Annotated in this window: 16 protein-coding genes; 10 read left to right on the top strand and 6 right to left on the bottom strand. The window is 50.3% G+C overall.

The window, feature by feature from the left end; translation table 11 throughout:
- The first annotated feature begins 101 nt into the window (after nt 1–101).
- The 3 genes from AC3G2T_RS06140 to AC3G2T_RS06130 all read left to right on the top strand — a co-directional run bounded on the left by AC3G2T_RS06140 (nt 102) and on the right by AC3G2T_RS06130 (nt 3,568).
- Nucleotides 102–2,636 (top strand): SEL1-like repeat protein, encoded by a 2,535-nt coding sequence (locus AC3G2T_RS06140; protein WP_488434873.1) that lies wholly within the window; start codon nt 102–104, stop codon nt 2,634–2,636.
- A gap of 113 nt (nt 2,637–2,749) precedes the next feature.
- Nucleotides 2,750–3,058, top strand: a complete 309-nt coding sequence (locus tag AC3G2T_RS06135; RefSeq protein WP_474679519.1) for a hypothetical protein — start codon at nt 2,750–2,752, stop codon at nt 3,056–3,058.
- Between the two features lie 9 nt (nt 3,059–3,067).
- Entirely contained in the window at nt 3,068–3,568 is a 501-nt protein-coding gene (locus tag AC3G2T_RS06130) for a VanZ family protein (RefSeq protein ID WP_488434872.1), read from the top strand.
- Here AC3G2T_RS06130 and AC3G2T_RS06125 read toward each other — a convergent pair.
- Nucleotides 3,546–3,704, bottom strand: coding sequence for a hypothetical protein (locus tag AC3G2T_RS06125; RefSeq protein ID WP_474679517.1), 159 nt, complete (start codon nt 3,702–3,704; stop codon nt 3,546–3,548). The two genes, AC3G2T_RS06130 and AC3G2T_RS06125, sit on opposite strands and share 23 nt — an antisense overlap.
- A gap of 123 nt (nt 3,705–3,827) precedes the next feature.
- On the opposite strand from AC3G2T_RS06125, the gene AC3G2T_RS06120 reads away from it, so the two are divergent.
- Nucleotides 3,828–5,687 carry an ABC transporter substrate-binding protein gene (locus AC3G2T_RS06120; RefSeq protein ID WP_488434871.1) on the top strand — a complete coding sequence of 620 codons (1,860 nt, stop codon included), beginning with the start codon at nt 3,828–3,830 and terminating at the stop codon, nt 5,685–5,687.
- A gap of 22 nt (nt 5,688–5,709) precedes the next feature.
- Here AC3G2T_RS06120 and AC3G2T_RS06115 read toward each other — a convergent pair whose 3' ends face one another.
- Nucleotides 5,710–5,973, bottom strand: a complete 264-nt coding sequence (locus AC3G2T_RS06115) for a hypothetical protein (RefSeq protein WP_474679515.1) — start codon at nt 5,971–5,973, stop codon at nt 5,710–5,712.
- Nucleotides 5,974–6,098: 125 nt separating this feature from the next.
- Between AC3G2T_RS06115 and AC3G2T_RS06110 the strand changes: the two genes are divergently transcribed.
- Both AC3G2T_RS06110 and AC3G2T_RS06105 read left to right on the top strand, forming a co-directional pair.
- Nucleotides 6,099–6,461 carry a response regulator gene (locus tag AC3G2T_RS06110; RefSeq protein WP_474679514.1) on the top strand — a complete coding sequence of 121 codons (363 nt, stop codon included), beginning with the start codon at nt 6,099–6,101 and terminating at the stop codon, nt 6,459–6,461.
- A gap of 137 nt (nt 6,462–6,598) precedes the next feature.
- Nucleotides 6,599–7,261 carry a tetratricopeptide repeat protein gene (locus tag AC3G2T_RS06105; protein ID WP_474679513.1) on the top strand — a complete coding sequence of 221 codons (663 nt, stop codon included), beginning with the start codon at nt 6,599–6,601 and terminating at the stop codon, nt 7,259–7,261.
- A gap of 21 nt (nt 7,262–7,282) precedes the next feature.
- Here the strand turns inward: AC3G2T_RS06105 and AC3G2T_RS06100 are convergent, their stop codons facing one another.
- Nucleotides 7,283–8,338, bottom strand: a complete 1,056-nt coding sequence (locus AC3G2T_RS06100; RefSeq protein ID WP_488434870.1) for an acyltransferase — start codon at nt 8,336–8,338, stop codon at nt 7,283–7,285.
- Between the two features lie 306 nt (nt 8,339–8,644).
- Between AC3G2T_RS06100 and AC3G2T_RS06095 the strand changes: the two genes are divergently transcribed.
- Both AC3G2T_RS06095 and AC3G2T_RS06090 read left to right on the top strand, forming a co-directional pair.
- A complete protein-coding gene (locus AC3G2T_RS06095) occupies nt 8,645–9,082 on the top strand; it encodes a DUF86 domain-containing protein (RefSeq protein WP_474679511.1) in 438 nt (145 codons plus the stop codon).
- A gap of 85 nt (nt 9,083–9,167) precedes the next feature.
- Nucleotides 9,168–9,800: a helix-turn-helix transcriptional regulator gene (locus AC3G2T_RS06090; protein ID WP_474679510.1), complete on the top strand. Its 633-nt coding sequence runs from the start codon at nt 9,168–9,170 to the stop codon at nt 9,798–9,800.
- Between the two features lie 74 nt (nt 9,801–9,874).
- Here AC3G2T_RS06090 and AC3G2T_RS06085 read toward each other — a convergent pair whose 3' ends face one another.
- A complete protein-coding gene (locus AC3G2T_RS06085; protein WP_488434869.1) occupies nt 9,875–10,507 on the bottom strand; it encodes a bifunctional 4-hydroxy-2-oxoglutarate aldolase/2-dehydro-3-deoxy-phosphogluconate aldolase in 633 nt (210 codons plus the stop codon).
- A gap of 298 nt (nt 10,508–10,805) precedes the next feature.
- Between AC3G2T_RS06085 and AC3G2T_RS06080 the strand changes: the two genes are divergently transcribed.
- Nucleotides 10,806–11,297: a DUF948 domain-containing protein gene (locus AC3G2T_RS06080; protein WP_488434868.1), complete on the top strand. Its 492-nt coding sequence runs from the start codon at nt 10,806–10,808 to the stop codon at nt 11,295–11,297.
- The gene (locus AC3G2T_RS06075; protein ID WP_488434867.1) at nt 11,290–11,628 is read left to right on the top strand and encodes a YtxH domain-containing protein; all 339 of its coding nucleotides are present in this window, start codon (nt 11,290–11,292) and stop codon (nt 11,626–11,628) included. Before AC3G2T_RS06080 ends, AC3G2T_RS06075 begins: the two co-directional genes overlap by 8 nt.
- A 54-nt stretch (nt 11,629–11,682) precedes the next feature.
- Here the strand turns inward: AC3G2T_RS06075 and AC3G2T_RS06070 are convergent, their stop codons facing one another.
- The gene (locus AC3G2T_RS06070; protein ID WP_474679506.1) at nt 11,683–12,801 is read right to left on the bottom strand and encodes a phosphodiester glycosidase family protein; all 1,119 of its coding nucleotides are present in this window, start codon (nt 12,799–12,801) and stop codon (nt 11,683–11,685) included.
- Nucleotides 12,802–12,897: 96 nt separating this feature from the next.
- Nucleotides 12,898–14,718 (bottom strand): putative bifunctional diguanylate cyclase/phosphodiesterase, encoded by a 1,821-nt coding sequence (locus tag AC3G2T_RS06065; RefSeq protein WP_488434866.1) that lies wholly within the window; start codon nt 14,716–14,718, stop codon nt 12,898–12,900.
- Nucleotides 14,719–14,792 lie beyond the last annotated feature (74 nt).

Genomic DNA, 14,792 nt, shown 5'->3' with positions numbered 1-14,792 from the left:
TTTTCGGGGGGGCAATCTGTCAATAATTTGAAACGCTTATTCGGCTCATGTTACGATGAAACAAGACGTAAAATTAAAGTGCAGAGGGAGCCGTTAACACGATGTCACACAGAGTATATTTATACAATGTCAGCGAACCTTCTCAAGCGCAGAGTACCGACAAGATGATGATGGAGTGGGGCTATGAAATGCCTCTTTTATTGCAGCCGCTCTTAGTCGACGGAGGGTTCGCCGCCGGCAATAATTACAACAACCATACAGAGTTGGACAATACCGGACTGTATTTTAATACCCGGACGGGTATCGAAAATATGAAGCGGTTTTATGATTTCCTGGAGAAGCAGGAATCGTTGATCGAAAATAAAGAAGCTTTTATTGAAGCGAAAAACAATCTTTTGCACTACCTCGAAAAGCTGGAACTCCCCTATTTCCACCTGGATGCCTGGGATGTGTTCAATATGGACGATATCCCTCACGCCGAGCAGGCGGAAACTTGGCTGTCCAACATTAACCATAACAATGAGATCATTACAAGAGCGATGGAAAACGACGATATTTCGATGCTGCGCTATTCCGATTTCAGGGACGTAAGCCCCGGCTTCAAGTCGTTCGCCGAGCTGCTCAACTATGAGGATTACCAATATGGGTGGGAACATATTTGGCAATCTGAAGAAGATCGCGATGAACTGATCTTTGAAGAAAATGGCTTGTGGGGGCTTAAAGACAAGTCCGGCAATGTGGTGCTCAGCCCGCAATTTGAGGCGTTTTACAGCTTCGGATCCGAAGATCTTGCCGTTGTCGTCAAGGACGGAAAGTACGGCTATGTACATGTATCCGGCCATATTGCCATCCCTTTGGTATGGGACGATGCCTTCGATTTTGAATATGGCTCCGCTTCGGCGATTGTCAAACTGAATGACAAATTCGGTCTGATCGACATCAAAGGCCAGCCGGTTTCGCAAATGCAGTATGAAAGCTTGGAGGTGCTCGGCTACGACGGTTATTTTACGGCCAAGCTGGATGGCAAATGGGGAGTGCTTGATAATTCCGGTTCGGTAATTATAAATTTTGAACACGACGCCCCTTTCGAGAGCGGTGACCGCTTTTACCACACGGCAATCGAAGGGCAAAAAAACCGGAAAATATTTAACGGGAATTTTACATATATAGGCGAATTTCCGGTATCTGCACTGGAATGCATCGGCGATGGACTTATTCTGGTAAAAGCGCACAAAAATGTGAACCATAACACGCTGTACAAAAAAGACGGAACCGTGCTCGCATCGGGCTTCGATAAAATAAACCGGCAAACCGGCCTCTCCAATATGCTTATACTGCGCAAAGGGAAAAAATACGGAGCACTGGGCATGCAGCAGGAAAGCTTTCTTTTGCCCTATGAATACGATGCGCTGATTGATATGCAGGTTAATGTCGATGCAAGTACAAGCAACCTGGTACTGGCGCAAAAGGATGGGGAAAAAGGCGTTTTTAGAGGAGACATCGCTCATCCGTCGTGGTTAATTCCTTTGGATCATTACAATAAAATCGTTTGGCTGTATGAACACTATTTTGCTTTGCAGCAGAACGGGGCATGGTGCATTATGTGTTTGCCCGATAACCTTTTGAGCGGCTATGAATTCGATCTTGTAACCCGGAAAATGCCTCTGAACGGTTTCGCTTATGCTTTTAAAGGTTCCGAAGTTTTTACAGCGGATGCGTACGGGCTTTCGAGGGCTGATAAAGCATTGGTGCTGGAAGAAATCGAGAGCGGATATGACGACTATTATTTTGATGTCAACGTACGCAATCGCCTGCTGGCCTATGCAAAAACAGATGTTACCGATGATGGCGGCATGGATGAATATTCACCGGTGGAGACTTTACACGACTTGGGCTTGGATGCTCTTCAAACGGACGATTTTGAAACTTCCATCCGCTATAATACTCTTGCTGCCGAAAAGGGCTACGCTCCAGCCATGAACACTCTTGCCTATATTTATTACAGCATAGAGGGCTGCCTCGATGAGAATAAGGCTTTTTACTGGTACGAAAAAGGCGCAGCCGCAGGCAGCATATACGCCATGAACGGCTTGGGCATGTGCTACAGCAACGGTACGGGTACGGCCCCTGATGCGGAAAAAGCGCTGTACTGGCTGGGCCGGGCCGCACACAATGGCAACGCGATCGCAAACAACAATCTTGGCGAATTGTATTTTCAAGGGCAGCTTGTATCTCAAAATATCGATAAAGCGATATATCATTACGAACAAGGTGAAGCATTCGGCACACCTCACAATGACTGGCTCGGCTACCTGCATTACTATAAAGGGAACTATGACAAGGCGATGCACTATTTCCAGCGCGATTATGAAGACGGCGGCGATTTTGGGGCGTATTATATGGGGATATTTTACAGCGAGGGCTTGGGCACTGCCAAAAATATCGCCGAGGCCATAGCCTATTTTAACGCCGCAGCGGATAAGTCGTATCCTCTCGCCCATATCGAATTGGCGAAAATATATTTGAGCGAAAGTGATTTTGCCGACGAAGCCTTGGCGAAATACCATATAGCCCAGGCCGAAAAGGCGGGCCTCGAAATTCCCGATGACCTCAGACCTGATCATTCGAGGTCCTAAAATGATTGTGTATGACGATTTTGTTGCAATGGTTTTGGAAACGTTGTTTTCGGTTCCCGGTTCGTGCTAACCTAGAATAATAGACAAGTTTTGGCTAAAGGAGTGGGGCTGGAGTGTCGAACGGTTTATTGTACTGGATTTTTCTGGGGGCGGCGTTTGCGGTTCCGTTTATTCTCGGTGTCTGGATGATGCGAAGGACGGACAGGCTGCAGTTTTCATTTTGGATCTCAACGGCATTGAATATAGGCATGACGGCGGCAGCCATGCTGTGGTGGAAATCCGTCAGTCACGACCCGTTTCGGATGATGTTCGGGATCACATTTTTCGGGGTTTCGGCCGTGAATTTGATGGCAATCGAATTTTTCGCATTGCTCAGCATCCGCAAGAAATCAATCGCTGGGGGACAAGCAGAAGGGGAATGAAGACTGGAAATGCATAGAAGAAACTCTGTTCGTTTTTACATATGGTTGGCCGCTTCCGTTATTTGGATGGCGGTTATTTTTATCAAATCGGCTGAGACGTATCAGCAGCAGAGCCTGCGGCCGCTTCTGACGGAATGGTTGGCGGGATCGGATGCGTTCAGCAATTTGCCTCATTGGGAGTTTACTTACGATCATGAGGTAGTGGGCTGGCAGGACCCGATCGGCTTGCTTGAATTTTTTATCAGAAAAGCAGGGCATATCACCGAATACGCGATCCTTGCCCTGCTCTGGTCGCTCACTTTGCTCTCTAAACCGATGAAAGCATCCATGGCGCTGCTCGCCTCCTTTATGATTTCAATCATTTATGCCGCATCGGACGAATGGCATCAAACTTTTGTGCCTCAAAGAACCGGTCATCCCATCGATGTGGCGGTTGATGCCATAGGCGTCTTGCTGGCTGTGCTGGCAGTCGGGCTCGGCGTCCTGATTAAACGAAGAAAAACAGGCTAATTATCATCATTATATGCAATTTTTTTGCAGGCTCTTTGATCGATCTCCACATCCATAGCTCCTTCGCTTCTTTTTCCAATTGCCGCTGCTGCCACTGCATCATTTTCTCCGACGAATACATCATGTTGGGTAACATGTCCATCACCTCCTTTCAATTCCTTGTAGCAACAGCATACAACTGGTATAAGGGGAAGAAAAAGAGTATAATTTACTTTATGAATTTCCCCTTTTGTAAGGGCATAAGGATAGGACGGATAAGATGCAGCTAATGACGCATTATTTGGAGCTTCGCGGATGTTTCGGGCATGTGGAGGAAGGGCAGCCGGTACGCGTCACGCTGGAGGAACTGGCTGAGGTGCTGTACTGCTCAACGCGCAATGTCAAGCTGCTGCTGAAAAAAATGTCGGAGCAAAGCTGGATCGCCTGGTCTCCGGGGCGGGGGAGAGGCAACGCTTCGGAGCTTGTTTTTTTGAGATCGATCGAAGAGATGGTCACCAAGCACATTATGGAATTAGCCGGCAAAGGAGATTACAAGGGAGCGATCGAGCTTATCCATCGGATGGAAAAAGGGGATGCGCTGCAGGACTCGTTCATCGATTGGATTTTCAGCTATTTCGGCTACCGGGAAAACGGGCCGGAAGAGCACTCGGCGGATACGCTGCGGTTCCCGATATTTAAGCCGATCGTCTCGCTCGATCCTGCGCATGCTTTTTTTGCTTTTGACTGTAATTTGCTTTATCAGATTTTTGATACGCTCGTCCGGTATGATCAGAAGAAGCCGGATATCGAACCCCATTTGGCGCACTATTGGGAGGTAAGCGAGGATCGATTGACGTGGACGTTTTATTTGCGCAAGGGCGTGATGTTTCATCATGGCAGAGAGATGACGGCGAGTGATGTGCGGTTTTCCCTGTTAAGAATTCAGCAGCTCGGGGAGGCGTCAAGCCAAAGCTGGCTGACGGAAAACATCCATGCGATTGAAGTGATGAACCGAAGCACGGTTGTGATCCGTCTCAAACGGCCCAATGCGCTGTTCTTGAAGCAGCTTGCTTTTGTGTCCATGTCCGTCGTTCCGGAGGAAGTCTGTTTTGGCCACGAGGATTTGTTCGCGCGGGTGCCGATCGGAACAGGGCCTTTCCGGCTGGAGCGCAGCGACGAATACACGTGGAGGCTTCGCGCATTCGATCGATATTTTGATGTAAGGCCGCATCTGGATCAGATTGAAATTTGGCTTTTGCCGAAGGATTTGTCGGACGCGGGCCCGAACGCTAATCTGATTCAGGTGCTGTGCGGCTACACGAACGGCAGACAGCCTATACATCTGGGGAAAAAAGGCCCGGAATGGCACAGCATCGATCAGATGATTCTTGGCTGCAGCCTGCTGACTTTTAATGTGAACAAGCCGGGACCGCAGCAGCATCTGAATTTTCGCAAGGCTGTCGATTTGCTGCTCGATCGGGAGCGGATGGCGCGTGAGCTGGAAGGAAACCGGGAAAAACCTGCGGTCAGCTTTATACCGGATGCCAAACCGTTAGCCGGAGTTCAACTGTATGACCTGGAAGAGGCGAGGCGGCTGCTGGAAGAAATGGGTTATGACGGCAGCGCGGTTCACATTTACGTGTATCAACCGCATCAGGAAGATGCACAGTGGATCAGCGACCAATGCGCAGCGGCAGGTATCAAAATCGAAATCATGATTCTTGACGAGACGGGAATGACGGAGCTGGAACATATCCGCAAGGCGGATATGATATTGTACCAGAACGTGATGGAGAGCGACTACGATTTGCACGTCATTGAAACGCTCCAGCAGAGCAACAGCTACATCCGGGCCCATCTCAACGGCGGACTGGCCCGGTCCGTGGACATTGAAATTGCCGCTCTGCTTGGCGAGGACGACCAGCGGGAGCGCATTCGCAAGCTCGATGAGATGGTCGAGGCGCTTCAACGGGAAAAGTCGTTTTTGTTCGTGCTGCACCGCTCTTTTCAAACGACATATCACGCTTCGCTCAAAGGAGTGGCGCTCAACGACTTGGGATGGATTGATTTTCGCAAACTGTGGTTCGCGCCGAATATGCCGATCAATGAGTCCGGGGATGGAAATGCTCACGGGCAATAAAGAGCGTGCTGCGGACAGACTCCTATGGCCGTTCTTCCGGGGCGGGCTCATATTTTCGTTCCATGGACTGCCAGCGGGTGCTTGCGACGAAAAATCCGGCCAGAGCAAAAACGATCAGGCGGACGGGAATCCAGTTCCAGATGATTTCATGTGTGTACAATAATTCGATGATTTCGATGATGAACGTCAATCCCAGGCCCCACGGGAGCACGCCGTAATAAAGCAAATACTTGGATCTTCCGAGTTCTTTTCTTTTGATCCATAGGTTTGTTTGCGAATCGCTCATATGTAATCTCCTTTTCTTTTCATTATAGCATCACCCGATAAAAATCTCGAATAACTCATCCATTGCGCTTTTCAAACCGTTATGATAAAAAAGGAAGTACTGTAAATCGCGGGGAGATATGACGAATGACTCGTATTATGATCGTAGACGATGCGCCGCTTATGAGAACACTGCTTGCATCTATTTTGACTGAGCATGGTTTTGAAGTCATTCATCTGGCGGTCAACGGCAAGGAAGCTGTGGAAGCGTATCCGAAAGTCAGACCGGATGTGGTGATCATGGATGTTTCCATGCCGGAGATGAATGGTGTGGATGCGTTAAAGCTGATTTTGGGCGCCGATCCCGAGGCCAAAATCATTATGTGCTCGACCTTCGGGCAGCAGTCTTTTATTTTAAAGGCCATTGAGCTCGGCGCCAAAGATTTTATTGCCAAGCCTTTCAGCCCGTATCAGGTGATAGATGCCGTACGGCACGTAATGGGTCGCTGAGAGCCTCTGGGCACAGTCTCGGTTTCATAGCCGGAGGCTGTTTTTATTTGGGAATGACCGGAGCAAGGAAAATATGGTAATATAGTAAGTTGTATACGACTAGCGGTCGGTATTATTCGCACGGGAGGGTTATCGTTTTGAGTAAAATTTTTGCTTTCGGATTTTTGTGGTATTTGACCGGAAATCCTTTTATCGCTCTTCTTATTTTGCTCGCTATTTTGTACGTTCTGGACCGGAGATTCGTCGGGTTGACCCCGAATATTTTCAGACCTTTCCAACTCGGCCGCAAAGCTTCCCGATTAAGACAGGATCTGCATGCCAATCCGCACAACACGTCCGCCAAGCTGGAGCTTGCCCGCATTCTGATCGAACGGAAAAAGTACGGCGAAGCCGTGCCTTATTTGGAGCAGACGATTGCCGTCATGGAAGATTCGGCGGATGTGCACGCCGAGCTCGGCCTTTGCCGCCTGAAGCTGGGCGACTTGGCGGGGGGCGAGCAGCTCGTGCTCAGGGCGCTGGAGCTGAACCCGCGGGTCAAATACGGGGAACCGTATTTGCGGCTCGGCGAAGCGCTGGCCGGCGTTGCGCCGGAGAAAGCGGCCGCTTACATGGAGCGGTTCCGCGAGGTGCAGTCCTCCTCGGTGGAGGCGTACTACCGCCTCGGGCAGCTGTACGACAAGCTGGGCCGCACCGCGGATGCCAAGCGGTCTTTCCGCGAGGCGCTGGACATATACCGCGGCCTGCCGCGGTACAGCCGCAGACAACAGCGGCGCTGGGCTCTGCTGGCGCGTTTTAAATGAGAAAAAAGCAAAGATCCGCGTTCACGGATGCTTTGCTTTTTTTACGGCGCTTCGGCAGAGGTGGGTCAGCGCCCATGCCCCGAACAGCGCCAGCGGAACGGCCGCCGCGCTGTGCAGGTCGAAGAGCAGCAGCTGCGCTTTCGGCGGCGCAGCCCGGTCCCACAGCGTCAGCAGCATCGGATGGGCGAGATAGATGCCGAACGAGGCCGCCCCCAGGCCGGCGAGCAGGCGGGAGCGGGAAGGGGCGCAGCGGGACAGCATGCTTCGCCCCAGGCGCGTGAAATATAACGCCGCGGCCATGCAGTAAAGGAGGAGCGCCAGCTCGTACCAAGTGTTTTCAAAGGAACGTATGCCGTATTGATTCAGCAGCAGCATGCCGACAAACGCCGCCCCGCCTGCGATGAATGCTGCGGCGACGATGCCTTTATGGGCGTCGGCCCATTTCATTACGGCTGCATAATGGATGCCTGTAAATGCGCCGAAGGCGAACAGCGCGGAGTATCCGGCAAATAGAGAAGCATACTGGGGAAGTGGGTTTACCCAGTGGTGAATACTATATATGGCGGCATGAAAGCAAATGCCGAGCGGTATAAGATTTTTTTCGGCCCAACGGTATTTCCTCACAATCGCCAAGATCCAAGGAAACAGCACATAAAACTGCACGATGATGACCATATAATACAGATGATAGCTGGCGTTGCCGGAAATGAGCAGCTTTATGAAGTGAATGAGGTCGAATCCGATGCGCCCGTGATACATAAGCTGATTGAACAAATAATAGAATAGCGACCACAGCACGTAGGGAATCACGATTCTGCGCAGTCTTTTTGTCCAAAATTGGAAGGCTGTTCCGCTGCCCGCACGGTCATAGTAGTTGTAGAAGAGCACGGCTCCGCTGATCCAAATAAATACAGGCACCGTGAACAAGGATGCGCGATTGATGATGTAAAATACGGACTGCGAAACTGTGCCTACGGGCAATTGGGTGGCGCTTGACGTTGCGTGAATAACGACTACGGCGAGTATGGCGATGGCGCGAACGATATCCATTTCGGGAATTTTAGGTCTTGGTTGCACGTTTCTGGGAGTCTCCTTTTTAATGCGGCAAAGCGATGATAGAATCGAAAGTAAAGACTTTCTCACTTTATCATGAACCGGGCCGTTTGAAAACAGGAACTGCGGCGGACGCGCAAGCTTGACGCTCCCAAACCATAACGATACACTGAAAGGTAGAATATAACCCAGTGCTGATCAAGAAGGTGATTCTTTCGTGAGCTATGAGTATGTGATGCAGGCGGTTTTGCTGATCCTGCTGGTAATCGCTACGTTTGTTGCGATGGTGTTTTGGACGAAATGGAGAAAAAGAGGACGGAGATAAGCGGCATGTATTTTATTAATCAAGAGCAGATCGATGAAAGAATTCAATTTCTGAAAGTTTTGGCTGACGCTTGCGGGCAATTGTCCGATCGGCGGATCGAGGGAGAGGACAGCCTCCTACGGCATTTGTCGCAGGAACGAATCCTTCATTTGGCGATTGAAACGGTAACGGATGTGGGCAGCTTGCTCATCGACGCTTTCATATTGAGAGACGCGAGCAGCTACGAGGATATCGTCGATATTGTGCGCGGCGAAGGGGCTTATTCCGATTCGCTGGCCGAAACGCTGCTGGAGCTGGTCCGATTAAGAAAGCCGCTCGTTCAGGACTATACGGCCTGGAAGCGGGAAGGTGAAGGTCTGCATCCTCTTATCGGCAAGCTGCCGGCAGCGTTAGAAGAGTTTGCCACCAGCGTAAAAGCGTTCATCCAAAAGGAATTGGCATAACATACATACATGTTTCTTAATTTACTTATTCTATCGGATGCTGTAAAATGAGACTAAAATCACAGTTCCGGGAGTAGGTGAGCTTATGAATCATGACCTTGAGACATCCACGCGCAAAGTGATCCTTTCCATGCTGAAAACGCAAGGGCCTTTAAGTGTTCATGACATGTCCAAGCAGCTCGGAATTACCGAAATGGCTGTAAGACGGCACGTGAACACGTTGGACCGTGACGGCCTCCTGGAGACGAAGCTCGTCCGGCAGGCAATGGGCAGACCGACAAGCTTGTATTCGCTGGCCCCGCAGGCGGACGAATTATTTCCGAAGAAATATTTGCAGCTTACCCTTGATCTGCTCGGAGAGCTGGTTGAGGACGAAGGGCAGCAGTTGGTTGACCGGTTGTTTGAGCGCAGACAGGAAAAGATGGAGCAGCGGTATCATGCAAGAATGAAAGCGGACAGTCTGGAAGAGCGCGTTGCCGAACTGGCCCTCATTCAGGATGAGAATGGTTATATGGTGGAATGGTCGCAATCGGATCAGGACGAGTTCATTTTCAGCGAACACAACTGCCCGATTACCCAGGTGGCCAACCGGTTCCAGCAGGCCTGCCAATGTGAGCTGAAGCTGTTTCAAAATTTGCTGGATGCCGATGTGGAGAGGACCGAGTGCCTTGCAAAAGGCGGAACCAAGTGCGTATATAGGATCAGCGGGCGCAAATAGCCATCATCCTCCTTTTACGGAGTGTGATGGCTATTTGTTTTTTTTCAGCCGGTCCGGGCGTGCCGGACGCCGTCTCAGCGTGAAGCAGCCAGAAGGCGCTCCGCTTTATCGGTGATCCAGGCATAATTGCCGGCTTCGATTTCTTTCAAATTAATCAATGAACCGCCGATACCGAGCCCGTAACAGCCGATGTTCAAAAACTGCTTGATATTGTCTTCCGTTACGCCGCCAACGGCCATCAGCGGAATGCGGTCCAGCGGACCCATCAGTTCTTTGATGAAACCTATGCCAAGGCTTGCGCTTGGAAAAACTTTGACAGCCGTAGCTCCGGCTTTCCACGCCTTGACGATTTCCGTCGGAGTCATCGCTCCGGGGAAGATCGGAATGTCGTTCGCTTTGGCAAAGCGGATGACCTTCTTATCCACATTAGGCGTTACGAGGAAGGCGGCGCCGGCTTGAACCGCTTTTTGCGCATCCTCCAGATCCAGTATCGTTCCGGCTCCGATGTACATCTGCTCACCCAGTTTGCTTTGCAGATCCGCAATCATCTGCAGCGCGCCCGGCGTGTTCAAAGTCACTTCCATGACAGTAACCCCGCCCCGGAAGAGCGCTTCCGCCACCGGTAAAATATGCGCTTCGCCGACTCCTCTGACAATCGCTACGATTCGCGTACGTTCGATTTCCGCAAGTCCTTGTTCCTTTTTCATGCAAATCCTCCTTGTAATGCTTCCCTGTTCAAAAGCGTGCTTGCTCCGCAAGCAAGCTCATGTACTGCTCCGCCGGAGCCGATCGCCGCATTGGCGAAGCCAGGGGCTTGATTCTTATTATGACAGGTTCCCGAACTTTTTCCACCGCGGTTGTGTCAAGACGAGCAGCTCTTACTTATACTGTATTAATTCATAGGCATTCGTCTAGAAACAGCCATCGCAAATGCCAAGGTAACAACTCTAAGCCGATGCTTACGAAGCCTGTTATGTCAAGGCATCATTCCCGGGAGGTGAACTCATGACATGGATGGAGATCAGCTGCGTCAGTGCGGCTGCTGCTTTCATCGTGCTTGTCGGTTATGCGGTTGTTACGCTTATTGCCGCGAGGCTAGCCTTGCAGCAGATCAGCGATGCGGTGTCCGAGACGCGTCAGGCCGTGTTGTACACGGCTGAGCAATCGGACCGGCTGCTGCAGGAGGCGAGGGAGCTCACGGCAGACGTGCGCAGCGGGGCGCAGACGCTGCAGCAAAGCCTCGAGCATGTTCAACAGGCAGGGGCGGCTGTAGGAGAGGTGGTTTCGTCGCTTCGCTCCGCATCCAGGACAATGAGCCAAACGATCCTGAACGCGGAAAGGGCCGTTCAAGCCCATAAGGAGCGGCTGCAGGACGCCTTCGAATGGGCCGCGACGGGGGTTGAGCTTTGGCAGCGATGGCAGGCCAGCAGGCAAGCAAAAGCGGACTTAAACGAGTCCGCCGAAAAGACAAACAAAGGAGTGCATGAACATGTCTGATGCAAAAAAAGGAAAAAACTTCCTCATTGGTGCGGTAGTAGGCGGTGTTCTTGGAGCGGCGACGGCTCTGCTGTTTGCTCCGAAGTCAGGCCGTGAACTGCGAAGCGATATCGCGGAGCAAGCGCAAACGGTATCCGAAAAAACCGTGAAAATAGCCAGAACAGTAAGCTCCCAAACTTCGGAAATTTACAATAAAGCGAAAGATACCGCACTGACGGTAGTGGATAATGTCCGTTCCTGGAAGGGCTCGGGGAAGGAAGAAATGATGGAGGACGATTTCGAAACTTCGGAAGCCGCCGAAGATTTCGTAATTTTGGGAGACAACCGATAACTGCAAGCCTCATAACAAACACAGGGCGCTCTCTCGAAGAGCGCCCTGTGTTTGTTACCATTTGGAAGGATCGATTTTTCGGATATCGAGCCCTTCCCAGACGTTTTTGATTTTGGCGTTTGCGGGATTGTCGAATACGAGCCAGGCGGTCGGCAAGTAGCGCTCGCCATACTCGCTGGAAGGTTTGTTGACGATCGTGTTATTGTGCACGAGCACGGTTGAAGCGCCTCCGTCCAGATTGGCCGCCGTCACGGCGCCGTGTTCTAGAAATATTTGCTGCACGTCGTAGAGCGTGGCCCCTATGCTGCTCTTCTGTCTTCCGTCGATAATGGCGAACAAAATCGAGCCGTCCTTCGTCTGCGCCATGCACGTTCTCGGAGCGACGCCCCAGCCATCGGCTTGACTCTTGATCTGCCCGACGCCGTTAACGATGAAGCGGGGGCTGAACGAAACAGCTTCCTGCACGCCCATCTGGAGCAGTTCCGAAACTTTATATTTGCCTGCAACCATCCGGCCGTCTTTGTCGATTCCAACGACTTGTACCGTGCCGTTCGTCCCTTTGTCATTGTAAAATATTTTTCCTCCGGAAATGACGATGCCCTCAGGCTGAAAGCCGTTGCCTTCCCAGTTCGGGTCGATAAAACCGCCGCCGTTGACGCCCAGGACCGCACCGGTCCGTTTGACCATCGAGGAAACTTTTTCGCCTTTTCCGGCTTTTTCGGGGACGGCGATTCTCAATTTTTTCGGATCTGAAACGGTGACCAGATAGCCTTTGAAATTCGTGCCGGAAATCGGCTCGATAGTGACGAGATCTTTTTTCGTCTCCTTTTGAGCACTGGTTTTGGTCTCAAGCTTGACTAGGCCCTTATCCTTTTCATCGCCCATTTCGTCGAATTTTTTCCAGTAAGCTTCCACCCGTTTTTGCAATTCATCGGAGCCGATTAAATATTTGGCCCAATCCCGATGCTGCGTCGTAATTAGCGTATCGGCCATCAAATAACGAACACTTGTTCCTGATGGAGTCAGAAAAAACCAGCATAGTCCTACAAGGGATAAGGAGGTAAAGCATGCTAGCAGGAACAGAAACATTCGAAGTCCGAAAGACTTTTTCTTGCGCTTTCCTTTGCCGACTCGCCGGGGAGGAAGCTGCAAAGCAGACTGCTGTGCCGCCATTCCTTTCCATTCCTTTCTATTGCTTTTATGTCATCTCTACATAGACGAAAAAAAGGAAACAAAAGTTTCAGATTTTTTCTGAGCTTCTTTCCTTTTTCACTTAAGAGCATATAAAGTTTTGTTTTCTTTAATCAGACTTTCGAACTTCTCGGCCGGCAGCGGCGTGCTGAAAATGTAGCCCTGAATCTCATTGCAGCCGCGCTCGCGCAGAAATTGCAGCTGTTCGGCGGTTTCGACGCCTTCGGCCAAAGATTTTATTTTGAGCTGCTGGGACATAGCGATCAGAGCCGTGACTATCGCAGCGTTGTCTTCATCGGTCGTAACATCGCGGATAAACGATTGATCGATTTTCAAGGTATGGACCCGGAAACGTTTGAGGTAGCTGAGAGAGGAATACCCGGTGCCAAAGTCGTCGATCGATATTTGAACGCCAAGCTTTCTCAGCTTGTCCATAGTTTCCATAATGAAAGATACGTTTTTCATTGCAACGCTCTCGGTAATTTCCAAACATAACAAATTCGCAGTGAGCCCTGTAGACGACAGCGTATCTTCGATAAACTGCACAAATCCGGCCTGCATGAATTGATTGACGGAAATGTTGACGGAGACGCAAAGCGGAGGCAGCCCCAGCGAATTCCAATGCTTGTTCTGGGCGCAGGCTTGCTTTAACACCCAATTGCCCAGCGGAATGATGAGTCCGGTTTCTTCTGCGAGCGGAATGAATTCGCCCGGCGAGACCATGCCCCATTCCGGGTGCTTCCAGCGGATCAAAGATTCCATGCCGATGATTTTGCCTGTCGTTAATTCGACAAGCGGCTGATAATAGATCATGAACTCTTCCCGTTCGATGGCTTTGCGCAGCTCAATTTCCAGGTTTAAGCGGTGCAGGGAGCGCATGTTCATATCGGGATGATAAATTTCGTAACAATTTCCGCCTTTTTCCTTGGCTTTATACATCGCTACATCGGCGTTTTTGATCAGGGATTCAACGCTGACGCCGTCTTGCGGATACACGCTGATTCCGATGCTGGCGGTAATATAAAGCTCCTGCTTATCGAAATAAAAAGCTTCCTTCATGCACTCGGGAATCCCTTCCGCAAGAACGGTAATTTCGTCCAGATGGGTAATGCCGGTCATGAGAATGATGAATTCGTCCCCGCCGAATCGGGCTACCATATGCGATTGCCCGACATAATCAAGAAGCTTCCCTGCGACATGACGCAGCAGTTCGTCGCCGGCGTGGTGCCCCAAAGTATCGTTAATAATTTTGAACCGGTCGAGGTCGAAAAACAGCACGCCAAGCATGGAGCCGGAGCTTTCCGCCTGCGTCAAGGATTGTTTCAGATGCTCCTGAAACTTAAGCCGGTTCGGCAAATTGGTGAGCGAGTCGTGGTAAGCCATGTGAATGATTTTTTCTTCAGCTTGGCGTTTCGCATTCATTGCCCGGATCGTTGCGTAAGAACGGGAAAACTGGTTGTCCTCGTTTATGACAAAATCCGGAGGCTGCATGTCCTCCCGTTGACCGTAAATGGCGGATGCCTGTTCTTCAGGCTCAGCGGATGTTTGCAGAATGGACATAACGGTTTCGATATGTTCTTTATGAATGCGTGCCGCGGAGGCGATCTTCGTTTTCTTGGCGGTGGAGTCGTCGAAGTAAACGATGCCTTTGCGGGAATCGTACTCTTTGACCTGCTTCATGTTCACAATATTCGTGCTGTCGAGAAGCCGGAAGCCGTCTTCATAGAGCCACTCTTCAATGCTGTCGAGAGAAAAATCCAGATAATACTGATGATTTTTAGTATGAATGACATAATCGCGATTGCTGATCTTATCGATCTTGACTACTTTATGAGAATCGATAAGCAAAATATCGGATCCTTTTTTGCCATCACGGGTTACAGGTATTTTCTGGGACATTCGATCAGCTCCATGAGTAAAAAAGATACACCTATCCTTTTATTTTATTATACAAATGTTTACACGACAAGCGA

It is taken from the genome of Paenibacillus sp. sgz302191 (assembly GCF_057749925.1).
The sequence above is the reverse complement of the archived record's forward strand: the minus strand, read 5'-3'. Positions and strand labels throughout refer to the sequence as shown.